This is a genomic window from Chryseobacterium sp. POE27, from assembly GCF_039727685.1.
Lineage (GTDB): Bacteria > Bacteroidota > Bacteroidia > Flavobacteriales > Weeksellaceae > Chryseobacterium.
Genome location: NZ_CP152475.1, coordinates 1,288,980 through 1,314,683, shown reverse-complemented (window position 1 = coordinate 1,314,683; position 25,704 = coordinate 1,288,980). Strand labels below are relative to the sequence as shown.

Below are 25,704 nucleotides of genomic sequence, written 5' to 3'. Positions count from 1 at the left end.
ATTTGAAAACAAAATTACTTTTCAGGCATCAGACTTAATTGGATAAATCGGTCATTTTCGTTTTTGTTTAAGATAGTTGGTTTTACTCCTGCAAACTTTTTCACCTCTCTGATAAAATGAGATTGGTCCCCATAATTCAGTTCCGGGTAGAAAGCCCCGTTTTTTAACTGCTTCAGCGAATTTGAGAAACGGACGATATTACAATATGACTTCAGCGTTATTCCAAACCATTTATCGAAATAACGGTTCATTTGCCTGCTGCTCCAAAGCACTTGTTCACTTAATGTTTTTACACTCTCTTCACCTTTTGATTGATATACTAATTCAAATAGTCTGCGTTTCCGCTCGTCAATTTCATCGACCCATTTGGAGGCGATAATTTTACTGACCTTTTTATAAAAATGCTCAAAATCATTCAAATCATTTGGAGAAAAATCCCAATAGTCTGCAGGAAGTATTTGTTTATTATTTTTTAAATTGGCGAAAGAATTTTTAAAAATGTACTCTGCCGCTAGTGGGTGAAAGCTGATGGCAAACATGGTTGATTTAGGAAATGGAGGTTTTATAATTGGAGCTGTACAAATACCGGCTATAAAAATTTCGAACCTCTTATGTTCCCCTTCTAACAAGAATAAGTCTATCTTTCCGTCAGGAACAATGATGCCTTCTTTTTTCTCGTCAGAATGATTTTTTACCATCCAGATGCTCTCTACAATATCGGTTAACGAATTATCGGGCTTACGCGAAATATATTCTAATTGATTTTCGGAAGAATTCATTTTTACTATTAATAATGACCATTTACATCTAAACTTAGCTTAAAATTAGTTATTTTTTTAAGGACATATACCTGGTTGAGTCGATTTTAATAGAAACATTTCGGAACATTATGCACAGCGGCAGTATATGCTCAACAAACTTGTCAGAAAAAAGCTAAAGGAAAATTAGCTGTCACAGAATGGAAAGTAGGTGAAATTGTTGATGACCTAAGTCTCTAATATTTGTAGTTAATAGTAAATTTGTTTAAAATAAAAAAATCCTTCATAAACTTAAACATTAAAATATGGAAGCATTATTTAAAGCGTGGAAAACAAGCCGAAAACTTTTATCGGATTTTTATGACCGCTATTCTTTAGAGCAGCTCAATAAAATTCCGGACGGTTTTAACAATAACCTTATTTGGAATATCGGACATATCATTGTTACCCAACAAAAACTGATTTATAAAGGTTCCGATCTCTCCGGATATATTTCTGACGATTTGTTAGCTGAATATCAATCGGGAACCAAACCGGATGCATTTGTTCCTCAAAAAGAAGCTGACGAACTGAAAACACTCTTGACTTCTCTCATTGAGCCCACAATAGATGATTTTCTAAAAGGTATTTTTATAAATTACAACGAAAGGACGACAGGAACAGGATTCCATTTAGTGTCAATCAATGATGCTTTTGAATGTAATAACTATCACGAAGGCCTGCATTTAGGATGTATGATGAGTATCAAAAAATTTGTTTAACTCCAAGCAGATACTGATTTTGTAATTTACAGAGCCTGTTCGGGCGTGAATTTAAGGCTCTACATATCGGCTATAAGATTGTGGTACTCAAGGGCGACGCGTGGTGTTGTTTGGCTGATTGTTATATCTTGCAAACCGAAATTTCTTTACCGTCTGCATACGTTTTGCCCCAATTGCAAAGACTTCCCAAAATCGGAACTAAATCCAACCCTTTATTCGTTAAAATATATTCAACACCAACAGGAACAGTTTCAGGGATTTCTTGCTTAACAAGTATGGCGTGCGTTTCCAGCTCTTTGAGTTGCCTGCCTAAAACCTGTTCCGAAATATTTGGCAATTCTCTTTTCAACAAGTGAAAACGATTATTTCCCTGTGAAATAGAATACACAATTTGCGATTTCCAACGTCCGCTAATCATTGCAATCGCTGAATTTAATTCACAAACCTGAAACAAAAATTGTTCATTTATCGAATTGGTGGAATTTTCTTTTCGCATAACTATTTCTTTTTTGCCACTCACAATTTTGTTCGTTATTGCACATTACAAAATGCTTACGGAATTTTGTCATAACAAAAATACAAAATATGTTTAAGGCGATATTACTGATGGTTGGACTATTCACAACACACTCTATACAAGCACAGGAAAAATGGACTTTTCAATCCGAATATTTGGCACAGCCCGATACAGTTTTAGTTTTCAGGCCAAAAGCATACAGTGAAAATGAAAAATTTCCTTTGGTCTATTTACTCCACGGATATAGTGAAAACTATAAACAATGGTCGCAGACAACAGACTTGCAAAAGTTGGCAGACCAATACAATTTTATCATTGTAACGCCGGATGGTTTCACTTCTTTTTACATCAACAGTTCGATAAACAAAGGCTCACGATACGAAGATTTTTTCTTCAGAGAGTTAGTTCCCAAAGTGCATCAGTCTTTTAATATTGATGAAAAAAATATTTTTATCAGCGGTTTGAGTATGGGCGGTTATGGCGCGTTGCGGTATTTTATTTTACACCCTGACTACTTTAATACGGCGGGTTCTACAAGCGGAGCTTTAGAAATCAATTACCCAAATTTTCAGAAAGTAAGCCAACTGTTTTGGCAGACAAACAGAATGACTGAAGACCTGGCAAAAAATATAGGCAACCCGAAAACAGAAAATTGGAACGCATACAGCATATCAACACTTCTCAAACAAAATCCCGATTTTAAGAAACCATTCCTGTTTGACTGCGGAACGGAAGACATTTTGTACCCCAATTCGGTAGTATTAAAAGCACAAGCGGACCGTTTAAAAATCCCGGTAACCTTCATCAGCCAGCCGGGCAGCCATAACACGGAATATTGGAATAAATCCATTGCACATCATTTTGTGTATTTCCAACAACATCTTAACTGAGTTCGATTCAGACCGCTTTCTCAGACATTTTCTCTTACTTTATACCTGTTTTGTTCTTTTTTGAATACTATTGTACCTTATTTGTATCTTGAAAATATAACTTACTGATTTTCAGTTTTTAGTTATGTTTTGTATCGGGAAATAAATTAGCTTTTCTTTGATTTCGTTTTCTTATTTGATTATCAGATTATTATAGTAAAAACCGAAATCTTAAAAGAATTAAGAAGTTTGGATAAGAAAGATATCTCTGATTCGTATTTTTGCGCTGTAAAAATGAAAAAGAAGTAAAATTTACCGTAACTTTAGACAAATGAAATCGATAATGTTGCATCTTTAGAATTTAATATTATAATGTCGTAGTTGATGCATCATCTTGTTTTACAATCATTACCTCCGGTATTTTATCTGGCAGGGATTTTTATCGCTTTTTTTTCATCTTTTCTTATTTTGGGAAAAGCCAAGAAGATAATGGCAGATTATGTTTTGGCATTTTGGTTTATGGTCATAGGAATACATCTTATCTTCTTTATGTTGCTTTGGTCAGAAACATATCTGAAATTTCCTTACTTCCTGGGAATTGAAATACCATTTCCCCTTATCCACGGCCCTATGCTTTATCTGTATGTTCTATGCCTTACCGGCAGTGCCCCCAAAAGACATATTTGGGTTTTTCATATGATTCCGGTTTTCAGTATCTATTTGATACTAATCAATTTTTTTCTGTTGTCCTCAGAAGAAAAAATCAATATCTATCAACAGGGGGGAGGTGTTTACAAAATGTTGAGGACCTATATAAAGGTCTTGATCGTACTGTCAGGAATTGTTTATGTAGGTCTGAGTATTAACGCAGTTAGAAAATATAGAACTAAGATCTCAGGATTATATTCCAATACCGAGAAAATTAATCTGAACTGGGTCTATTATCTAATTGCAGGGATTGCACTGATATGGTTTGCTGTCATTTTAAAAAATGATCTTCTGATCTTTTCGTTGGTCACTGTCTTCATCGTAGTGGCTGCGTATTTTGGGATCAGCAGGGTAAGAATTCTTGATCATCAAATTCCGGAAACGTCGGAAATTACGGAAAATCCAATGGACACATCTCCTGTGGCAATTTCAAAATATGAAAAAAACTTTGCGGGCGAAGAGACAATTCAGAATATCCATACAAGATTGGTTATTCTGATGGATGCAGAAAAGCTCTATAAAAATCCGGAATTAAATCTGAATTATGTCGCGAAGCTTCTAGATGTGCACCCCAATACACTTTCGCAGACCATCAATTTTATTGAAAATAAAAACTTTTACGACTTTATTAATAGCCGGCGGATTGAAGAATTCAAAAGGATCGCACTATTGCCCGAAAATGCGAAATATACGATTTTATCACTCGCATTGGAAAGTGGATTTAATTCAAAAACATCGTTTAACAGGAATTTTAAAAAGTTCATGCACTCTTCACCCAGAGAATTCCTAAAAAGTCACAAGGTCGATATAGAATATTAAGAACCAATTTCAATTTAAGTTCGTAATTGCTTTCAGTACAGTCGTTAAGGGGTTTGTGCCACCTTTCATTATGGGACGATTGGAAGCTTTTTAATCCTCATTTTTACAAAAAATTAATCAGCTCACAATGAGAAAATTATTATTTGTAATTATGACTGTGTTGGCATTGCTTATAGGTGCCTATCCATTTTTGTATGCCTTAGTGGAAGCTAAAGATACTTTCCTGAATTCTAAGTCACCAGAAATACTTCACAATATGTTGTGGAAAACGGCATTTTGGGCCCATATTATTTTTGGAGGACTGGCATTATTTATTGGCTGGCGTCAGTTTGGAAGTTCATTTCGAAGCAAGTATATCGGGATACACCGGATTTTAGGAAGGATCTATGCAATTGCTGTGGTCATTAGTTCGGTTTTCGCAATATATCTGGGGTTTTATGCCAATGGAGGGCTAATATCAGCAATAGGATTTGTATCTCTGGGGTCTATCTGGCTGGTAACGACGCTATGTGGAGTTATGCAGGCAAGAAATGCCAATGTGATATTGCATCAACAATTGATGACCTACAGTTATGCCTGTACATTTGCGGCCGTTACTCTGAGACTCTGGTATCCGATATTGAAAATCATCACAGGAGACCCCGCCGATTCTTACATTGCCGTAGCCTGGTTATGCTGGGTTCCTAATCTGCTCATTGCTTATTTTTTCAATAGAAGATCATCGCAGGTAGCTTTCAAATGACCTGAACACTTTTCAAATCAATCTGAAATTTTTGAGAAAATGAAACAGATCGAAAGATGGTTACAGTGTTCAAAAAGATGAGGCAGGTAAGAGTTACAAATTAAAAAAGGAAATTAAAAACTAGGAAATATAAAAACGATGGCTCAATTGTATTTAGATAAAAAAATGATGAAACGGTTTTTTAAATCGGTGAAACGGATAGGACTAGGTTTGGTCGTGTTGGTTATATTACTGCTCATCGCAGGATTTATTTTTGAGAGAATATCCCGAAATCAAGCTAATAAGATCAAACCTGATGGCAACTTTGCAGAGGTTGAAGACCATCTCCTGCATTATTATAAGAAAGGAAACGGAGGGCCGACCGTTGTCTTTGAAACTGCATTTGACCCCGCTGGACATCTGCAGTGGTACAACATCCAACAACAATTACCAATTTCCTGCACGAGCATTTCATATGACAGGTCAGGAATTTTGTGGAGCGAGAGAGGTGAAAATCTAAAATCCGGTGAAGAAATGGCCAAAGAACTGCATCTTTTATTGGAAAAAGTTAATGTACCTAAACCTTACATCCTTGTGGGGCATTCGTTTGGAGGTACACTAGTGCATTTTTTTGTCAACCGTTATCCCGAAGATGTCGGAGGCGTGATCCTTGTGGACAGTCAATATCCTGACGATAAAAGATACTTGTCTCCCGAATTATACAAAATGGTCAATCAAGGACTGCCTGGCGGCTTTCTCAAATTTGCCAATACTTTCGGAATTGCGAGACTGATGTTCAAAGGGATGTTCCCGAATGAAAAACAATATACCTATCAGAATTCCGTAATGCCGGCCTTACTTTTCAAAAGTGCAGATGCGGTGTTGGAAGAACAGGACGAGATGAGCTCCATTAAAAAAGAGGCGTCGAAAATAAGATCCTTCGGCAATATCCCTCTTCTGGTTTTGACTGCAGCAGATGAAAAACGCTATGATGCAGCCATCAAGGACAAAAAATTAAAAATAGAGATGCTCAATGCCTGGACTAAAATGCAAAAAGACCTTTTGCATCTTTCAACTGACAGCAAACAAATTCTGGTGCCCAAAAGTGGTCACTATATTAATCAGGAGCAGCCGAAGGTCATTGAAGATGCAATTAATGAAATTGTGGACAAAGTTAAAAAGAGTAATAAGCCAGCAAGTTTTTGAGCTTGACCTAGTTTGTTTACTGTCAATAATTTTATGCAAATCAAGAAATCTCAGATTTTTTTTCGAAATTTGTAAAGAACCCAAGTTTATAAAATTACCAACATATGAAAAGAATGATCGTTTTGCTTCTAGCATCAGTTACTATTCTTGCCTGCAATAAATCCCAAAAGGAAGATCAAGGCCACGAAATTTCCAACAATCAAACAGTACAGCCAGCCAATGATGCAGGATCGGAGAACAAGTTTGACATTGAACATATTCCCTATTCAACTGCTGATCTGGGCAATTTCCCTTTCATGATCTTGCCAAAAGGATTGAAAGAAATGAATAAACCTTTGAAGAAGAGTTTTGATGTGTGCTTTTTTCCGATAAATGGTAAGATGACGGCATTTGAAGGGCAGCTTTACAAAGCAAATATCAGTGCAGAACAGGGACAGGAATTTTCTCAGCATTATTTTGAAAAAAGTATGGAAGATCTCTTGAGATCTGTAGGTGCTGTAAAGGTTTTTGACGGGGAAATAACCCAGAAGGAATATGACAGTTACAATAAGCAGGACCCAAATAAGGGTGAGGAAGGAGATATGGGCTACCCTGGGGAGGCCATCAAATTCTACGTTATTCGCAGCAAGGAAATGGGGGATATTTATGTTCAATACACGGCTAATAATGCGGCTGGCAAATTAAATATTTTACAGTCGAAAAATGCTCATAATTAATTTGCTGAAATACTTTTAAACGGATTTTAAAATAATAGCAGAAAATAAATTTACCGGATGAGGTTGGAGATTCTATTGTTACACTAAATAATACAAGTTCTTTTGTGAACCTGCATTAAAAAACGAAAGGCTATTCTTTACACCTGCACAAAATAATACAAGGCTATTCTCTAAACTGTATAAAATAACAAAAGGACGATTTTGAATCTGTTTTTAATAATGCTGTTCACATTCAATTAAGTTTGCCTTTATTTCAATTTTGCAACCTCAATCCGATTAGTATCTCCAGAAATGATCTTCTGCATATCAAATGGGTGTAATTTATTTTTCATTCAGCAAACTAATCGTATAGCCGTAACTGTATTTTTTGTCGAGTAAACGATATTCATCATGCGGATATGCACCCCAGCTGTTATCACCACCAAGTCCGCGTTGCTTAAGGTCAATGCTTAAAAATACCTGATGTCTTGGCGGCAAATCAACAGGATGCTGCTGCTTCTTGGTCAGACCCGGATCAAGGTCTTCTACGCTGTGGTTAATGGCTGTAAAAGCAATAGGCTGCATGCCTTCCACTTTTATTCCGTTGCCCAGTTCATCGGTCAGGGTGAACCAGCGGACGTCCGTTTTATTACCACTCTCCTGCGGACGGATATAACCTTTGTAATATTGATTCTCAACTTTATCCTGATAGATGCCAATAAATGACGCACTGTTCCGATCGATATAATTTTCGTACGGACCTCTTCCATAGTAACTGAGGTTATCGTAGCTTCCAGGCAATGTAGTACGCATCCCGAAGCGCGGCAGTTCAGGGAGCTCTTTTCCGGTCATATCCATTGTTGCAGTGATTTGTATGTCGCCATTATTATGGATGAAATAGTTAATTTGGTAAGGTACATCGATGCCGGCCAGTTGCCACTCAACCTTAATTGCCATCCCGTTTTCAGTTTGTTCTGCAACGGTAACCTTTTTTAATTTTTTCTGGTCATGGGCAGAACGCCATAAGCCCAATCTTGAAGGCATGCGGTTTCCGAAATCATTATCGGTAGGCGCCCTCCAGAAATAAGGTTCCGGGAAATTATTGAAATTGCTGTTGTTTTTACTGTATCGTGTGAACTTTCCTGCTTGCAGATCAAATTCACCTTTCACGTAACCAGCATTGAAACTCAGTTTTTTATCATCTTTTGTGATCGCTAATTTTGGTGCTGTATCCGACTCTTTTTCAAAATAAGATCCTGCATAACCAAATTGTTCCTTGGCGATTTCCGTTCCTGCAGGCAGCATTTCTGTCGCTGTTTTAGTATATACATAGAGGTTTAGGAAATACTCGGTTCCTGCAGCAGACTTATATTTGGGAAGCTCAAGCTTTAGGTCTTTTGACTGATGAGGAGCAAGCTCAATATCAAAATTACCTTCATTTACTTTTTCACCATTTCTCAATAGCTCCCATTTAAATTCATACTGGTTCATATTGGTAAAATCAAAGATATTTTCGATATTGATTAAACCTTTACCCAAGTCTTTTGCGGTAAAGATCACATTCTGATAAACCTTTTTTTACTTCATAAGCACCAGGATCTGGCGTACGGTCAGAACTGATGATCCCATCGGCTACACCATTCTCATCATTCTGCCAGTAAAATGCACCCAGATCACCACCATAAGCCCAGAATGTCTTACCGTTGGCATCTTTGGTTTTAATACCCTGATCTACCCAATCCCAAATGAAACCGCCCTGCATATTTTTGCTTTTCCGGATAATGTCAAAATAGGTCTGCATATTACCATTGCTGTTACCCATTGCGTGTGAATATTCGCACATAATGTAAGGTCTTGTTTTAGTGGAATCGGCAGCATATCTTTTCATATCGACGATGCGCGGGTACATAGGAGCTACAATGTCCGTATTCCAGTCTTGTCCGGCCTGCTCAAACTGCACCGGTCTGGAAGTATCCCGGCTTTTGATCCATTTGTAATTATCATGAAATACCGGTCCATTACCACATTCATTGCCCATGGACCAGATAATAATAGATGCATGATTTTTGTCGCGTTCCACCATTCTTACAATCCTGTCTGTGTGTGCCGGTGCCCATTCCGGCAGGTAGGCGGGGTGTACAGTTGTGTCGAACCCGCCCTGTAGTTCTGCACCCATACCGTGGGTTTCAATGTTCGCTTCATCTACAAGATACAACCCATATTGATCGCATAATTTATACCATAGCGGATTGTTTGGATAATGTGAAAGTCGTACAGCATTGATGTTCAGTTCCTTCATTAATCTGATGTCTTTCAACATTAATGCTTTTGTTGTGGTGTGACCTGTTACATCATCGTGTTCATGACGGTTTACACCGTGTACGGAGATTGGCATTCCATTAACCAACAGTCTTGCATTTTTGATTTCAATTTTACGAAAGCCCACCTTCGAAGCAATAATGCTGATTACTGTTCCTTTTTGATTTTTTAGCGTGAGCACACAATCATACAGGTTGGGTGTTTCGGCATTCCATTTCAATGGATTTTTAATGGTTGTCTGGAATTTCAAAGTTTGAATGCTATCTGCATTTACACTGAAATTTTCCTGTTCGTTATAAATGGCTTTTCCTGATTTGTCCAGCAGGCTGATAGACAAGCTTCCGTTTTTAAGATCATTCCCTTTGAATTTGCGAAGATCTACATCAGCACTGAACAATCCATTTTTGTATTTAGTATCAAGATCTGCTTTGAGGAAGAAATCCCATATAGCCAATTTTGGAAGAGCATACAAATAAACATCCCTTTCCAGCCCACTTAAGCGCCAAAAATCCTGATCTTCCAGATAGCTGCCATCGTGCCAGCGGAATACCTGTACAGCGATCAGGTTCTGACCTTTTTTCAGGTATTTGCTGATGTTAAATTCTGCAGGAGTCTTGGAAGCTTTGGTCATCCCGACTTTCTCACCGTTTACATAAATAAATGCACATCCTGAAATAGAGCCAAAATGAAGCAATACTTCTTTCTGATCCCAATTTTCAGGAACGGTAAACGTTTTTCTGTACGTACCTACAGGATTATTCGGACCGATAAATGGCGGGGTTCTTGGATGAGGATAGGTGACATTAGTATAGATGGGAATACCGAAACCGTTCAGTTCCCAATTAGAAGGTACTGTTAAATTTGCCCATCCCGAATCGTCCAGTGTAGTTTTGTAGAAATCTGTAGGTCTGTCTTTGTACTGATCTGTATAGCTGAACTTCCATTGCCCATTAAGGGATTTATAGTTATCGGATTTAGTATAATCATCGGAAAGTGCGTCTTGCTGATGATCGAAGGATACAAAGGTGACGTGTGGCTTTTCTTTTCCCTGGTCAACAATTTTGGGGTTTTCCCAATCGTTGTTTTGTGCAGCTGCAGAAAAAAACAATAAGGATAATAATATTGAGGTTACTATTTTTAAGTTCATAAAAGACGTTTTCGTGGTTAACTGATAAACAAATTTATATAAAAAATATGTTCTGGCATGTCAAGTTTCAAACTTTCACATACGAAGATGCCATTTGCTTTGAGGGAGGATTTACCGTACTAATACACTACCAACTTTCCCAGCAGGTAGAAACATTTCGGAAAACATCCGGACATATCTTCAAACATAATGGTGGGTAGGTCATTATGCAGGCTGCTTTGTGATCCATTGAGCTATACATAGTACAACTGTGTGTTTAAATTTGTTTGTAAAAAAGATAACAACTTTATTTTTATATGCTTGCGAGGACGATATTCTTGAAAAAATATAAGAAAAAAAGATGTTGCAGCACCTTAATTCTGTAACACTTTTATACACTTGCATTACTAAAGAAAAACAGAAAGTGTTCAGAAAAAATTATTTGAAAACTTTTTATCTTTGATAAAAGTTGAATTATGGTCAATGACTACAAAAAATACGAATTATTCGGGAAAACTCTGATGCAGAGAATTGATTTGAAAGCTCCTTTCAGATATGATTTTCCTGTGGCTGAGCAAGCCTGTTTTCTGTATGTTTTGAATGGCGAATTTCAATATAAAGCAGATGATGTGAACCTCAATATTGCAGCCGATTATTCGTTATTTCTGAATTGCATACATTCGGGAAAGCAGATTCATAATTCCGGACAGGAAGAAAATTGTCAAGTTGTTATTGTTACTTTTTATCCTGACATTTTAAAAAAGATTTACGATAGGGAATTGCCATCACTTTTTCAGAAACCGAAAAATGTCATTTCAAATAAATCCAATGAAAAAATCAATAATGATTTTCTCATTAAGAAATATGTTGAGGGACTTCTGTTTTATTTTGAAAATCCGTCACTCGTCAATGAAGATATTCTTATTCTAAAGCTGAAGGAAATTGTATTATTGCTGGCTCAGTCACAAAATGCTGATTCTATCCAAATGATTTTGTCGCAACTTTTTTCTCCAGTCACTTATTCTTTTAAACAGATTATTGAAGCCAATTTATTTTCGCAATTGACCATTGAGCAGTTGGCTGACAAAAATAATCTGAGTGTATCTTCCTTCAAAAGAGAATTTGCCAAAATTTACAATGATACACCGGCCAATTACATTAAAAATAAAAAGCTTGAGAAAGCTGCCGAATTATTGCTGATTTCCGATGTAAGAATTACCGATATCGCTTTTGAATGTGGTTTTAATGACCTTGCCACGTTTACAAAAAGTTTCAGTGATAAATTCCATATCACGCCTACGAATTACCGAATGGAACGGAAAGGCAAGTGAATTAATCAATTATACAACTTGAAAAGCATTTCTAAATAGAATTGGGAATGTTTTTTTTGAACTAAAATCTCAAATATCTGAACCAAATCATAAAACTATTTTCGTTCCGCTGTCGCAATTTTGTATTGTTCCTTTCGGGGAATAAAATCTCTATCAAACAGAGTTTTTAATTGAATACAAATATTAAAATAAAACAAAAATGAGTTTATCAAGTTTAGGAATTTTTCATACTGTTATCGGTATTTCAGCAATTATGGGAGCAATCATTGGATTTGTAAAATATGGAAAAATCAATCTCTCCACGCTCTCCGGAAAAGTATATTTTTATGCTACTCTCGTGACTTCAGTTACAGCACTTGGGATTTCCAAACACGGCGGTTTCAATGCAGGACATGTTTTTTCTTTGTTTATCATTGTTTTGATTGTTGTGGCTTATTATCTTTTTACAAAAAAGAAAGAAAGTAGGAGAACCAGGTATTTTGAAAATTTTTTATTATCATTCAGTTTTTTTCTGTCTCTTATACCAACGGTTAACGAGACATTAACAAGAGTTCCTATTGGCCACCCGCTTGCGGAAGATATCAAAGACCCGATTATCGGTCAGACACTTTTGGTTCTTTTAATTCTATTCATCGTAGGTTCTATTTTTCAATTTATGAAGCAGAAAAAAATCAATAGTGAAATTTATTGAAAATAATTGTTTCCGATTAACTGTTATTGGATAAAAAAGAGTCCTTCTCACAACTCGTGAAACGGACTCTTTTAATGATTTTCTTGACTCCCATTCAGAGAATAGTTTTCAAATAAACGTTTCTCACACTACATCATCTGGTTTTGAGAGATTCTTTTGTTTTTCTTAATCTGTCACTTTTAAGTGCTGAATTTTTCCGTCCGCAATATCAAAATGAAATTTTAAAATAATCGGACTGCCCGGAAATGATCCTGTAACTTTTGCCGACAATATGTCTTCTTTTTCGTCATAATCTACTGGCTCCATGGTCGCTTTATATTCTTTATTGGATTTGTCAATCCACTTTTCAATTTCTGCTTTTCCGTTATGGGTTTTGCCTTCATCAAATACTTCTGCATTTTCGGCAAAACAATTGGTGTACGCTGCACTGTCAAATTCGTTTTGTGCTTTTACTAATTCTGAGATAATGTTTGGTAAATTCATTGTATTATATTTTAAGATGATTAAATGGTTGGCACGGTACCACCGTCGATTACATATTCAGTTCCTGTTAAATAGCTTGCTCTTGGTGAAACAAGGAAGCCAACCAATTCAGCTACTTCTGCAGGTTCGGCAGGTCTTCCGAAAGGGATTCCGCCCAAGGCATCCATTACACCTTGTTGCGCTTCTTCTATAGTACTGTTCGCGTTTCTTGCAATTTCGCCCAGCCAGGCTTCCGATGCAGTTGTATTAATCCATCCAGGCGAAACAGTCAGCACGCGGACGCCTTTAGGGGTAACTTCGTTTGATAAGCTTTTACTGTAATTTCTCAATCCTGCTTTTGCAGCTGCATAAGGCAAAGTGGAATCATAAAGAGGCAGTTTACCCTGAATTGATGCGATGTGAATAATAACACCGGTTTTGCGTTCTATCATTTGTGGTAAAAACCCTCTGTCCAGTCGAACCGGCGCGAGCAAATTAGCCTGTAGGGTTGACTCCCAGTCTGCATCAGTTAATACAGCAAATCCACCGGCAGGTGTTGATGAAGCACCAAGGTTGTTTACTAGGATATCCAGTCTCCCATAGTTCGCAAGTACTTCGCTGACCACTTTTTGTGCTCCTTCTGTTGTACTCAAATCGGAAGCAATGAAATGCAGGCTGCTGTTTTCTTTTTCAGGGGCATTTCTTGCGGTAATGATAACTGTTGCGCCAGCTTGCAGCAGCCTTTCAGCAATTGCTTCTCCTGCTCCTTTTGTACCTCCTGTCACCAACGCAATTTTGCCAGATAACTCATTGTTGAAATTAAATTTTTCCATTTTTTTAATTATTTATAGGACAAAATTGGGGTATAAAAACAGTTTGCACAAGTACGGAATTACGATTCATATAGGGATAAATTATTCCCCTATTGTACAAATCGGAACATAGGCTTACTTTTACATTATGTATGCGAGAAAAATAATACCCAACCTGAATTGCGGTCTTGATCTGATCGGTGAAGTACTTTACGGCAAATGGAAAATACGTTTGCTTTGGTTTATTCATCAAGGGCATCAGAGACCGAGCGAACTGCAGCGTAAAATACCGGATGCAACACGAAGAGTCTTAAATATTCAGTTAAAAGAATTAGAAGACCATGAATTGATCACAAAGAAAATCTATCCTGTTGTACCCCCAAAAGTTGAGTACTCTCTTACAGATTTTGGGAATACCTTAATTCCCGTAATTTCCGTATTAGGGCAGTGGGGTGATCAAAATGAAGACAGGCTGAGGAAAGTGATTCTGAAAAGAATGGGGGATGAAACTATTGATAGTGCTACCCATGAGGAAGAACTTCAAATAGCGGACAGCCTTTTGAAGCAGGAAAACGAACTTCAGACTGATTAAAATGTAAGTCCTAAAAACGTATAATTTAAAAATATTAACTACCAAAATAGTACTCCTTAATAGCCAGCTACAGACTACGCAAATCCTGACAAAGAAGATTCTGATGCTGAAATTTCAGAAAATATAAAGAAAAGAATCATTACCTATCATAAAGATGAACTGATTTCTCTGAAAGCCACCGAAATCGCATACTTTTTCCTTGAAAATAATATCGTTTATATCAAAACCCATTCAGGAAACCCATTTTCTATCAATTCAAGTCTGGACGAATTGGCCAGAATATTAGATCAATTTAAATTTTACAGAGCGAACCGGCAGTATATCGTCAACATCAGTGCTATAAGCAAAATCCTGTTGTATGAAAAAACCAGCTCAAAATTATTGTTACTCCAGAAAGTGAAGACGATATCCTGATCAGCAAAAATAAAGTGGCGGAATTTAGGAAATGGCTTGAGCAGTGATGTAATTGGAATTTTGGTTCCAGATTAGTTTCCTTTTAAGCTATTTGAGCAATATGTCTAAGCAGAGGTTCTGTGATTTTCTGGAATCCAATAAGATTTATTTTTTACTTTTCAGCTGAAATACATTTCCTTCAGGATCAATTCCATCGCATAGCCAAAAGTCGTAGTTTTCAAAGGTTTTAATCTCCCGCATCTGAATATTTCTTTGCATAAACTCATCTCTTACGGTCTCGATATTACTGTCGATATTGAAGATGATTTTTACATTATTATCAAATTTATGATTCGGATTAATGCTTTCCAGGTACTTTTTTCCGATTTTATGGAAAGCGATATTAATATTTCCTCCATTTAATAAAACCCAGATATCATCTTCCTCAATGATTATAAGGTTGAAATTTTTGACATAAAAATCTCTTAAAGTTTTAATGTCCTGAACATAGAACATTATCGTATCAAGTTTTGCGTTCATTGATAGAAAATTAGAATTATTTCATTAAAAATAAGAATTTCTGGAGAGATTATCTCATTGAAAGCATTATTTTTCAGGATAGAATTCCGCCAGCTCATATGAAAAAACGACACTGATTATTTTCCATTCTCCGTCGGTCCTGATCAGATGCCAGAATTCTTTTCCATAATTTTTCATGTGATTATCAATCCAGAAAGAATAATCGAATGTCACACTTCCAATAGTATAGTCATTTTCAATACGAGAGGTTTTATCTCTGTTTATGTAACTTTTTATTTTCATTATTTATATAGGAACACTTGTACTTACGGATATTAAATAAATGTACATCTTTTAAGTTTTTTAAAATAAGCATCGGGCTTTTCATTTTTTCTTACTTATTAAAACGTTGATTTCGACAAGATAAAAATAAAGATCGGATTACTTAAATAATGTTAGCGTTTATTATGATTAAAAGCATAAGCTATAGAATTCTTACGATGTATATTGCTAAAACATCGCTGAAAAACAAAATTAACACATTGTTATTAAAATTTAATTAAGTACTTAACATAATTAAGTATAAATACTGAATCACAAAACTGGTGGAATTATATTTTTGTTTTGTTAAAAACTGCCTATTGACAAGACAAAAAATAGTTTTAAAGTTCCTTATTAAGGATATTTGCAAAAACACTAACATGACAAAATTTATTTTTTTTCTATTGTTTTTTTTTACTAAACAATTATTTAGTCAAGAAAGATATGAGAAATTAGCCAATGAGTCGCCATCAAAGTTTATAGAAAGAAGTAAGGATTATTTTGAACAAGCTTCCGTAGATGATAGGCCCTATATTTTATTATATACTGCGGAATGCTGGTATGAGCTAAAACAAATTAGCAGAATGGGCAATTGCCTTTTAGAATTAGAGAAACTACTTATTAAAAATCCAAACAAATTAATTTCTTGCAGGATTTATGGCAGAATGGCTTTTCTTTATACCATTACAGGATATAAATTTAAATCCAAGGCAATGCTTCAAAATTGTCAGCAGAATATTAAAAAGTATTTAAAAAATGAAGAATATTTTGAAGGAAGATGTTACTTCTTTTTTTATAGTGCTATGATCAGTTCAAAGCAAGGCAGAAAAGAAGAAGCTCTAATTTATTATACTAAAGCTAATAATGAATACAATAAATTATTTTCAAAATACAAAAATGTCAACCGTCTTATTGGGCACAGTATAGCAACTAATTTAAGTGATGCCTATTTTGACCGAAAAGAATTTAAAAAGTCTTTATATTATGCACAGCTAGCTATAAGGAGATATAATAATGATCAGTATACAGGAGCCGCATATATTAATATTGCTAATGCCTATTCTAAGCTGGGCCAGGAAGATAGCGCCCTCGTCTACTATGATAGAAGTATTATCCCTCTTCAGAATGAAAGGAATGTTGAATACCTGAATTTGTCTTTCGATAGCATAAGATCTATTTATCTTCAAAAGAAAAATGTAATAATGGGCAATTATTATTCGTCTTTTCAGAGCAAAACATTAGCACAGCTAGAGGATATTGATAATACTGCGATTCAACAGAAAAATGATAGTTTTGGGTACTACACTGACCTCGGTATTATATATGCTATTATTTTAATACTTATTGTTGCTTCTGTTCTATTCTTTAAATTAAAGTTAAGTGTAACATATGCTTTTCAAAAAAGAAATTCTGACGATAGTGTTGAAGAAATAAAAAATCCTCCTCAACAAATAGCAGCCACTCCTCAAAGAAATCCTCCCAATATTATCCCGGAACCCAAAATTAAGAAAGATTTGTACCAGCATCTTAGGGAACAATTAGACGAATATGAAAAAACAGAATTCTATCTTAATCCCAATACAACCTTAGCTAAAGTGGCGGTTTATTTGAATACAAGCCCTCAAAATATTTCTGAAATGATCAACAAAAATAAGGAAATGAATTTCAGTACTTATATCAGTTCATTAAGAATCGATTATATAGCAAGGCTTTTAAAGGAAGATGAAAAGTACAGAACCTATAAAATTTCTTATCTGGCAACCGTAGCGGGTTTCGTTTCACATAGTACTTTTACGAAAGTTTTTAAAAATATTAAAGGAATTTCCCCATCAGAATATATTGACATGCTGAATGCTTTAAATGATAAATCTTTGTATTAATATATAAACAAAACATCTCGTAATTTCACCATCTCCACACTTCTTACAGCTTTATTGTCAGATATTTTTACAATATTGTCTGTAACCAATCTTTTAATTTATCCCCGGATCTTTTTTGGCGCTCTGGTCAAAATCCTTACCCTTTCTGTTTTATTTGGCCTTTCCAATTTGTTTATTTGTCTAATTGAGCAAAAAGGAAACAGCAACAAATACACTATACGATTATTTACTTCCACTAATAGTAGTTTTATCAAATCAAAAAACACCCTACTATAACTTGGAAACCACAAACCAATACACTTTGTATCTCACCTCTTTCATGATGAAAAGAGGCTGTTTCCTGACAATTCTATTCGTCCTTACCTATGGGAAAGTTCCTGCTGCAGACTATAAGAACAGCAGCTCTAGCGTGACGGATAGTATTTCTGGCAGCAACCTTAATGTTTACGAAGATGCCTATGTATATGGTCTTACAGAAGAATCCAAGGCAAAAGTGGTTTATTCTTATAAAAAAGATAAAAACAGGCTAAAGCCAATATCAAATAAAAAATTAAGTCTTGCCGGTAAAAAGAAGAGCAAAAACATTCGGCATAAGCAAATTAAGGGTACTATCGAAGAAATAAAAGGCAGCACAGCAGGAGAGAATGTTTATTTTTCGCAACTGCAAAGTTTCGGTGCATTCTCTTTTTTACCTACAAAATTGTCAGAAATAGCTGGTTTAATAAAGATTGAAGAATTCCGGGCATTATTTCTCTACGATAATACAGGAAAAATAATACAATCAGCTATTTTATTTTCACATGGTCTGCGCACTTTTCGCTTTTGCAGGCCGCCTCCATCTTATGTAGAAAATGATAATGCATAAAAACTTAAAAACATTAATCTTTAATAAGTTCTTAAAATACCTGTGATTTTATTTTTTTAATATAAAAACCAAATATTCTCAGGTAACAAAATATAATTATACAATTAAGATGAAAAAACAAACAACTTTTATAATAGCTCTTGTAACATCTCAATTTGCCTTTTCTCAGGTAGGTGTAAATAACACCTCACCTCAGGCCACTTTGGATGTTACGGCAAAAACAACAAATGGGAGTAAACCCGAGGGATTTATTGCTCCCCGTCTTACCGGAGATCAAATTAAATCGGCAGATACACGATATGGAACAGCACAGACAGGTACTATCATTTATGCTACATCAGCGGTATCGTCACCTGTAGTAGGAAGCAAAACTGAATTTATTACTGCAACAGGGTACTATTTTTATGATGGAAGCAAATGGCAGAAACTATCAGGCTCGGGTTCAGGTGGAGGATATTTGGGTTCAACTTCAGTAACTCTTAACGGTACTTCGTTCGAACGTGCTGCTTTGACAGGTGATGTTACGGCTTCTGCAAACAGTAATGCCACAACGGTGGCTAAGATCCAGGGCAAATCGGTAGCTTCTACGGCACCCACGAATGGTCAGGTTTTGAAGTATAATACGACAACCAGTTCTTGGGAACCTTCTTCGGATGCGGGTCTTACCAGTGAAGTAGATGGTATTATCGGAAATGAGGTAACATCAGCCACCACGAATGGAGGATTATCTGTATCAGGATCAGGAACTGCTGCCAGCCCATACACATTGGGTTTGCCCACAACAGGAGTTACTACCGGACAGATTATGAAATGGGATGGCACGAAATGGGCGCTGGCCAGCGATACGGATACCAACACGACTTATACCGGTTCCACTTCTGTCACTTTGAATGGGACTTCATTTGAAAGACCAGCTTTAACAGGAGATGTTACGGCTTCTGCAAACAGTAATGCTACAACGGTCGCCAAGATCCAAGGCAAATCAGTATCTACCACGGCACCCACGAATGGTCAGGTGTTAAAGTACAATACGACAACCAGTGCTTGGGAGCCAGCAGCAGATACGGATACCAACACGACTTATACCGGTTCCACTTCTGTCACTTTGAATGGGACTTCATTTGAAAGACCAGCTTTAACAGGAGATGTTACGGCTTCTGCAAACAGTAATGCTACAACGGTCGCCAAGATCCAGGGCAAATCAGTATCTACCACGGCTCCAACCAATGGCCAGGTATTAAAGTACAACACGACAACCAGTGCTTGGGAACCTTCTTCGGATGCGGGTCTTACCAGTGAAGTAGATGGTATTATCGGAAATGAGGTAACATCAGCCACCACGAATGGAGGATTATCTGTATCAGGATCAGGAACTGCTGCCAGCCCATACACATTGGGTTTGCCCACAACAGGAGTTACTACCGGACAGATTATGAAATGGGATGGCACGAAATGGGCGCTGGCCAGCGATACGGATACCAACACGACTTATACCGGTTCCACTTCTGTCACTTTGAATGGGACTTCATTTGAAAGACCAGCTTTAACAGGAGATGTTACGGCTTCTGCAAACAGTAATGCTACAACGGTCGCTAAGATCCAGGGCAAATCAGTATCTACCACGGCTCCCACGAATGGTCAGGTGTTAAAGTATAATACGACAACCAGCGCTTGGGAACCAGCAGCGGATACCGATACCAACACGACTTACACCGGTTCCACTTCTGTCACTTTGAATGGGACTTCATTTGAAAGACCAGCTTTGACAGGAGATGTTACGGCTTCTGCAAACAGTAATGCTACAACGGTGGCTAAGATCCAGGGCAAATCGGTAGCTTCTACGTCACCCACGAATGGTCAGGTTTTGAAGTATAATACGACAACCAGTTCTTGGGAACCTTCTTCGGATGCTGGTCTTACCAGTGAAGTGGACGGTATTATAGGGAATGAGGTAAAGTCAGCTACCACGAATGGTGGATTATCTGTATCGGGATCAGGTACTGCTGCGAGTCCATACACATTGGGCTTGCCCACAACAGGCGTTACCACCGGACAGATTATGAAATGGGATGGCACAAAGTGGGCACTCGGCAGCGATACCGATACCAACACTACCTACACCGGTTCCACCTCTGTCACGTTGAATGGAACAGCCTTTGAAAGACCTGCTTTGACGGGTGATGTTACTGCTTCAGCAAACAGTAATGCTACAACGGTCGCCAAGATCCAGGGCAAATCAGTATCTACCACGGCTCCCACGAATGGTCAGGTGTTAAAGTATAATACGACAACCAGTGCCTGGGAACCAGCAGCGGATACCGATACCAACACGACTTATACCGGTTCCACTTCTGTCACTTTGAATGGAACAGCCTTTGAAAGACCAGCTTTAACAGGAGATGTTACGGCTTCTGCAAACAGTAATGCCACAACGGTAGCGAAGATCCAGGGCAAATCAGTATCTACCACGGCTCCCACGAATGGTCAGGTGTTAAAGTATAATACGGCAACCAGTGCCTGGGAGCCAGCAGCAGATGTTGGCACCACTTACACCGGTTCCACCTCTGTCACTTTGAATGGGACTTCATTTGAAAGACCAGCTTTAACAGGAGATGTTACGGCTTCTGCAAACAGTAATGCTACAACGGTCGCCAAGATCCAGGGCAAATCAGTATCCACCACGGCTCCCACGAATGGTCAGGTGTTAAAGTATAATACGACAACCAGCGCTTGGGAACCAGCAGCGGATACCGATACCAACACGACTTATACCGGTTCCACCTCTGTCACTTTGAATGGGACTTCATTTGAAAGACCAGCTTTAACAGGAGATGTTACGGCTTCTGCAAACAGTAATGCTACAACGGTCGCTAAGATCCAGGGCAAATCAGTATCTACCACGGCTCCCACGAATGGTCAGGTGTTGAAGTACAATACGACAACCAGTGCCTGGGAACCAGCAGCGGATACCGATACCAATACGACTTATACCGGTTCCACCTCTGTCACTTTGAATGGGACTTCATTTGAAAGACCAGCTTTAACAGGAGATGTTACGGCTTCTGCAAACAGTAATGCCACAACGGTAGCGAAGATCCAGGGCAAATCGGTAGCTTCTACAGCACCCACGAATGGTCAGGTGTTAAAGTATAATACGGCAACCAGTGCCTGGGAGCCGGCAGCAGATGTTGGCACCACTTATACCGGTTCCACTTCTGTCACTTTGAATGGGACTTCATTTGAAAGACCAGCTTTGACAGGAGATGTTACGGCTTCTGCAAACAGTAATGCTACAACGGTAGCCAAGATCCAGGGAACAGCGGTGAGTTCTTCGGCACCTACTACGGCTGGGGAGTCATTAATCTATAATGGAACATCCTGGGGACCTTCATCTAATACGTTAACAGTATCTCCTGAAGTTACAACAGGTACCTATACTGTAAAGGCTACGGATTTTTTTCTACGTCTAAATCCAACGGCAGCAATAATCTATATTAATCTTCCTTCAACAGGTATTCCCGTAGGCAAGGTCATTCACATTGTCAATAAGGGTAATAAACAAGCTAATTTTTTATGGGACAATGTTGCGCCATCCGGAACTCTGTTTTATGATCAGGCGCGTCCTGCGGTGTTAGGTGGTGGATATTCTGGTACGCTCGTTTATCTGGGAGGTACCGGTCAGGGAGCATGGAGTTTTGTAGTAACATATTAATCACTTTATAATACAATTCAATATGAATAAAAAATATATCAATGCATTTTTATTATGCTCTTTGGTCGCAATATCGGTAGGGGTAAAAGCCCAGGTCCGTATTGTTAACAGTACTACCAATTCGGCTATATCAAACAGTTCCTCATTTATTGATGCTTCATCCAATACTATTACGAACACCACTTCTAATGAAGGAAAAGGATTGTTATTCCCCAGAACGGATCTTACCGTTTTTACCACATTTGGTGGAAGTCCTATTGGCACTCCTGCTTCTTTTCCATATTATTATGACGGTCTTATCGTGTATAATACAGCAACGTCAGGCGTTGCGGGTGTTGGAAGTACTCAGGGGACTTTAACTGCAGGATACTGGTATTACGATAATAAATCAGGAGCCATAAACGGAGGAACCTGGAAACCAGTGTCACCCGTTTCGTCATCCTATACCGGTTCTACATCGGTAACTCTGAATGGCTCATCTTTTGAGCGTGCTGCATTAACGGGTGATGTTACGGCTTCTGCAAACAGTAATGCTACAACGGTAGCCAAGATCCAGGGCAAATCGGTGTCTACCACTGCTCCCACCAATGGGCAGGTACTGAAATACAATACCACAACCAGTGCCTGGGAACCTGCTGCAGATACTGGTACTACCTATACAGGTTCTACCTCTGTCACTTTGAATGGAACTTCATTTGAAAGACCAGCTTTGACAGGTGATGTTACGGCTTCTGCAAACAGTAATGCTACAACCATTGCTAATAACGCAGTAACTTCGGCTAAAATTGCTGACGGAGCTATTGCTACAGCTGATATTGCTGCCAATGCAGTAACCGTTGCTAAATTACCTACAGGAGCTACTGCAACTACTTTCTTGCGTGGAGACGGAACTTGGGTAACTCCAACCGATACCAACACTACCTATACAGCGGACAACGGATTAACATTATCTGGCAATAACTTATCGTTGGGAGGTACACTTACGGCCAATACAAACTTAGCATCCAATGGTAAAACATTTACAGTTGACAATATCTCTGCCACTACCGGTACGACTTTAAGGATAAGTACCGGTGCTGGAACAACCGGGTATTCCCAAAACTCCAACGGAAGATTTGATGTAGATGCGGCTGGTGTTGTCGGAGGACGTTTTACGGTTCTTGAAAATGGAAATGTCGGCATTGGAGCTAGTACGCCCGGTACAAAACTGGAAGTAGGAGGGCAGGTAAAAATAACAGGGGGTACTCCTGGAACAGGCAAAGTATTGACCTCTGATGCTAATGGTCTTGCGAGTTGGGTTGCAGTTCCGAGTGATAATCTGGGGAACCATACCGCCACATTGGACCTGAATATGAGCGGCAAAAATATCACTAACGCTTTTTCTCTTGGCACGACAGTGAATGCGGGGTCAGGAGGTTCAACACACTGGTATCTTAGAAATGCTGCGGGTTCGCAACGGTGGGGGATAGGGACTCAGCTGGTAGAAGCCACAGGAAATGTGGGTGAAGATTTTACGATCTGGAATTATTCAAATACAGGAGGATGGCTAGGCACTCCTTTATTAATCAAACGTTCTACAGGAAATGTAACTTTTGGAAGCCAGATTCAAATTTCCGGAGGTTCTCCGGGGGCAGGGAAAGTATTGACCTCTGATGCCAACGGTCTGGCAAGCTGGGCTACTCCTGCAAATAGTACCTACACCACCTCTAACGGACTTACAGTGTCAGCTAATGACATTAAACTTGGTGGAGCTCTTACAGGTGCTACCACCATCAGCAATATTACCAGTACCAATACCTTATCCTTTACCAGCCCTGATGCGGCAAGTGCGGCAATCACAGTAGGAAGCACTTCGGCAGGATCGGGAGGAGTGTATTTCGGAAATACAAATCATGGGGTAAAAAGAGGATTTCCCACCACGGGTGCTGATAATAATGTAGGATTATATACCACTGCAGGAAATTTATATCTTTCCACTAACGGTACCGCAACAGATCGTTTTGTCCTCAACAGCGATGGAAATATAGGAATTGGCACATCTAGTCCAACCACTAAATTGAGTGTTGCCGGAAGTGCAATTTTCAAACCGAACACTTCTAATAATGGTACTGGAGATCCTGTAAGTATACAGATGTATGGAACCAATGGTTCAGACTATACAGCTGTAGGAGGAATCAAGATGAGATGGCATGATCAGAATCCCGTTTCCATTAATATTGTAAAAGGTGTTGCAAATAACGACGGTGCTGCTATGGGATTTAATGTTTCCTCAGATGCTACAAATGAATTTGAAGCAATGAGAATTCAAAAATCAGGAAATATAGGAATTGGTCTTGATGATCCTCAATCAAAACTACATGTAAATGGCATTATCACTTCAGGGCCTTTTTCGGGCGTAGGAGGGGGGCTAAACCTTGGCAATGGTAACCATGGAATCCGACGGGGTTTTCCTAGTGAGGTAGGCTCCAATAATAATGTGGGATTGTATACGACGGGAGGAAATATATATCTTTCTACTAATGGTAATGCGGATGCAGGTCAGTTCGCAATGGTAGACGGAAATGTGGGTATTGGGACAGGTTCGCCAGGTTCAAAATTGCATGTAAATGGTACTATAAAAGCATCACGTATAGAAGGAACATCAGACATTCGTTTCAAGAAAGACATTCATAAGATTTATGGCGCTACAGAGAAGCTAAATCAGCTTAATGGCTATACCTATACATGGCGGGATAAGACCGAATTTCCGGGACAGACCTTAGGAGAAGGTAAGGATGTAGGAGTAATTGCACAGGAGGTGGAACAAGTTTTCCCGGATGCAGTAAGCACCAATAAGGATGGTTACAAATCTGTGAACTACAATGCGCTGATTCCGGTTCTTATAGAAGCATTGAAAGAATCAAATAGTAAAATCGACCGCCTGGAGCAGCAGATCAAAGCACTGGAGTCTGTAAAAGCTAAATAACTGAAAGATGACTGCATATATATTATTTTCGGCTTATAAAATGAGAGAAAAAATTCATTTTCTCATTTTAGGGACATTTTGCCGATATACGCTTCTGATAGCAGGTATAGTGATGCCTGTGCTGCTCCTGTCTCAGAATACAGCCGTTACTTCTGGAGACATTAATAATTGCGGTACATGGGGAAACCCCACTGCAATTTTCAGGAATACCAGTGATACCAAAACCATAAACAATGGAGTCACCGTTGCCGCCAATGAGAACTGGAGTACAGGAGCGGTTGTGTTAAATGGGAACGGAGCGGTTAATTTTAACAATGGGATTGTTCTGGATTTTACTAACGATCAGGGAGCAGATAAGGCGTGTAGTATGACAATTCATTGTGAAGAAGGTACTTTTACTATCAGTAAGAATATATGGTATCTAAATCATCCCGTATCAATTCATTATGAAAATGGTGATGGCAGAACGATGCCCTCAGGTTCTCAGACCAATAATAGTGTTAAATTATCCTGGGGAGGGGGGGACCTTTCCTGTAGGAACTAATGGCACGATACCTTTTATTATTGAAACAGATTATCTATGTGGTAGTTGTAGTACACCCACGGGGACACGTACGTTTAACGTTAATATGGGGGGGAGGTACTTATTGCAATATAAAAGT

General features: G+C 38.2%; 22 protein-coding genes. 14 read left to right on the top strand and 8 right to left on the bottom strand.

The genetic code is table 11. From position 1 onward, the window contains the following. Window positions 1–14: 14 nt before the first annotated feature. Window positions 15–698, bottom strand: coding sequence for an AraC family transcriptional regulator (locus AAHI02_RS06045; RefSeq protein WP_346985905.1), 684 nt, complete (start codon window positions 696–698; stop codon window positions 15–17). Window positions 699–1,063: 365 nt separating this feature from the next. Between AAHI02_RS06045 and AAHI02_RS06040 the strand changes: the two genes are divergently transcribed. After that, a complete protein-coding gene (locus AAHI02_RS06040) occupies window positions 1,064–1,519 on the top strand; it encodes a DinB family protein (protein ID WP_346985904.1) in 456 nt (151 codons plus the stop codon). Window positions 1,520–1,640: 121 nt separating this feature from the next. Here AAHI02_RS06040 and AAHI02_RS06035 read toward each other — a convergent pair whose 3' ends face one another. Next, window positions 1,641–2,015 carry a helix-turn-helix domain-containing protein gene (locus AAHI02_RS06035; RefSeq protein ID WP_346985903.1) on the bottom strand — a complete coding sequence of 125 codons (375 nt, stop codon included), beginning with the start codon at window positions 2,013–2,015 and terminating at the stop codon, window positions 1,641–1,643. An 89-nt stretch (window positions 2,016–2,104) separates the two neighbouring features. On the opposite strand from AAHI02_RS06035, the gene AAHI02_RS06030 reads away from it, so the two are divergent. The 5 genes from AAHI02_RS06030 to AAHI02_RS06010 all read left to right on the top strand — a co-directional run bounded on the left by AAHI02_RS06030 (window position 2,105) and on the right by AAHI02_RS06010 (window position 7,075). Next, on the top strand, window positions 2,105–2,926 hold the full coding sequence (locus AAHI02_RS06030; protein WP_346985902.1) for an alpha/beta hydrolase family protein: 822 nt from the start codon (window positions 2,105–2,107) through the stop codon (window positions 2,924–2,926). Between the two features lie 363 nt (window positions 2,927–3,289). Further along, window positions 3,290–4,432 (top strand): helix-turn-helix domain-containing protein, encoded by a 1,143-nt coding sequence (locus tag AAHI02_RS06025; protein WP_346985901.1) that lies wholly within the window; start codon window positions 3,290–3,292, stop codon window positions 4,430–4,432. 127 nt (window positions 4,433–4,559) lie between these two features. Beyond that, the gene (locus AAHI02_RS06020) at window positions 4,560–5,174 is read left to right on the top strand and encodes a DUF2306 domain-containing protein (RefSeq protein ID WP_346985900.1); all 615 of its coding nucleotides are present in this window, start codon (window positions 4,560–4,562) and stop codon (window positions 5,172–5,174) included. Between the two features lie 165 nt (window positions 5,175–5,339). Then, window positions 5,340–6,359 (top strand): alpha/beta hydrolase, encoded by a 1,020-nt coding sequence (locus AAHI02_RS06015; RefSeq protein WP_346985899.1) that lies wholly within the window; start codon window positions 5,340–5,342, stop codon window positions 6,357–6,359. A gap of 104 nt (window positions 6,360–6,463) precedes the next feature. Then, window positions 6,464–7,075, top strand: a complete 612-nt coding sequence (locus tag AAHI02_RS06010) for a hypothetical protein (RefSeq protein WP_346985898.1) — start codon at window positions 6,464–6,466, stop codon at window positions 7,073–7,075. Between the two features lie 321 nt (window positions 7,076–7,396). Here the strand turns inward: AAHI02_RS06010 and AAHI02_RS06005 are convergent, their stop codons facing one another. Both AAHI02_RS06005 and AAHI02_RS06000 read right to left on the bottom strand, forming a co-directional pair. After that, a complete protein-coding gene (locus tag AAHI02_RS06005) occupies window positions 7,397–8,593 on the bottom strand; it encodes a beta-galactosidase domain 4-containing protein (RefSeq protein ID WP_346985897.1) in 1,197 nt (398 codons plus the stop codon). Next, window positions 8,586–10,520, bottom strand: a complete 1,935-nt coding sequence (locus AAHI02_RS06000) for a glycoside hydrolase family 2 TIM barrel-domain containing protein (protein WP_346985896.1) — start codon at window positions 10,518–10,520, stop codon at window positions 8,586–8,588. Before AAHI02_RS06000 ends, AAHI02_RS06005 begins: the two co-directional genes overlap by 8 nt. A 455-nt stretch (window positions 10,521–10,975) precedes the next feature. On the opposite strand from AAHI02_RS06000, the gene AAHI02_RS05995 reads away from it, so the two are divergent. Both AAHI02_RS05995 and AAHI02_RS05990 read left to right on the top strand, forming a co-directional pair. Next, window positions 10,976–11,830 carry an AraC family transcriptional regulator gene (locus AAHI02_RS05995; RefSeq protein WP_346985895.1) on the top strand — a complete coding sequence of 285 codons (855 nt, stop codon included), beginning with the start codon at window positions 10,976–10,978 and terminating at the stop codon, window positions 11,828–11,830. Between the two features lie 199 nt (window positions 11,831–12,029). Further along, window positions 12,030–12,521, top strand: a complete 492-nt coding sequence (locus AAHI02_RS05990; RefSeq protein WP_346985894.1) for a hypothetical protein — start codon at window positions 12,030–12,032, stop codon at window positions 12,519–12,521. Window positions 12,522–12,686: 165 nt separating this feature from the next. On the opposite strand, the gene AAHI02_RS05985 is transcribed toward AAHI02_RS05990, so the two are convergent. Together AAHI02_RS05985 and AAHI02_RS05980 are read right to left on the bottom strand one after the other, a co-directional pair. Further along, complete coding sequence (locus AAHI02_RS05985) at window positions 12,687–13,004, bottom strand: nuclear transport factor 2 family protein (protein ID WP_346985893.1); 318 nt, start codon at window positions 13,002–13,004, stop codon at window positions 12,687–12,689. A 20-nt stretch (window positions 13,005–13,024) separates the two neighbouring features. Continuing rightward, the gene (locus tag AAHI02_RS05980; RefSeq protein ID WP_346985892.1) at window positions 13,025–13,816 is read right to left on the bottom strand and encodes an SDR family oxidoreductase; all 792 of its coding nucleotides are present in this window, start codon (window positions 13,814–13,816) and stop codon (window positions 13,025–13,027) included. A 127-nt stretch (window positions 13,817–13,943) separates the two neighbouring features. On the opposite strand from AAHI02_RS05980, the gene AAHI02_RS05975 reads away from it, so the two are divergent. Then, window positions 13,944–14,387 (top strand): winged helix-turn-helix transcriptional regulator, encoded by a 444-nt coding sequence (locus AAHI02_RS05975; RefSeq protein ID WP_346985891.1) that lies wholly within the window; start codon window positions 13,944–13,946, stop codon window positions 14,385–14,387. A gap of 558 nt (window positions 14,388–14,945) precedes the next feature. Here the strand turns inward: AAHI02_RS05975 and AAHI02_RS05970 are convergent. Then, window positions 14,946–15,320, bottom strand: a complete 375-nt coding sequence (locus AAHI02_RS05970; protein WP_346985890.1) for a hypothetical protein — start codon at window positions 15,318–15,320, stop codon at window positions 14,946–14,948. A 66-nt stretch (window positions 15,321–15,386) separates the two neighbouring features. Then, on the bottom strand, window positions 15,387–15,602 hold the full coding sequence (locus tag AAHI02_RS05965) for a hypothetical protein (RefSeq protein ID WP_346985889.1): 216 nt from the start codon (window positions 15,600–15,602) through the stop codon (window positions 15,387–15,389). Window positions 15,603–15,940: 338 nt separating this feature from the next. On the opposite strand from AAHI02_RS05965, the gene AAHI02_RS05960 reads away from it, so the two are divergent. The 5 genes from AAHI02_RS05960 (at window position 15,941) to AAHI02_RS05940 (ending at window position 25,586) form a co-directional block, all read left to right on the top strand. Continuing rightward, a complete protein-coding gene (locus AAHI02_RS05960) occupies window positions 15,941–17,500 on the top strand; it encodes a helix-turn-helix domain-containing protein (RefSeq protein ID WP_346985888.1) in 1,560 nt (519 codons plus the stop codon). A 184-nt stretch (window positions 17,501–17,684) separates the two neighbouring features. Then, window positions 17,685–18,365 carry a hypothetical protein gene (locus tag AAHI02_RS05955; RefSeq protein WP_346985887.1) on the top strand — a complete coding sequence of 227 codons (681 nt, stop codon included), beginning with the start codon at window positions 17,685–17,687 and terminating at the stop codon, window positions 18,363–18,365. Window positions 18,366–18,474: 109 nt separating this feature from the next. Continuing rightward, window positions 18,475–22,077, top strand: coding sequence for a hypothetical protein (locus AAHI02_RS05950; protein ID WP_346985886.1), 3,603 nt, complete (start codon window positions 18,475–18,477; stop codon window positions 22,075–22,077). Between the two features lie 22 nt (window positions 22,078–22,099). After that, the gene (locus tag AAHI02_RS05945; protein ID WP_346985885.1) at window positions 22,100–25,042 is read left to right on the top strand and encodes a tail fiber domain-containing protein; all 2,943 of its coding nucleotides are present in this window, start codon (window positions 22,100–22,102) and stop codon (window positions 25,040–25,042) included. A gap of 40 nt (window positions 25,043–25,082) precedes the next feature. After that, entirely contained in the window at window positions 25,083–25,586 is a 504-nt protein-coding gene (locus AAHI02_RS05940; RefSeq protein WP_346985884.1) for a hypothetical protein, read from the top strand. Window positions 25,587–25,704: the final 118 nt, after the last annotated feature.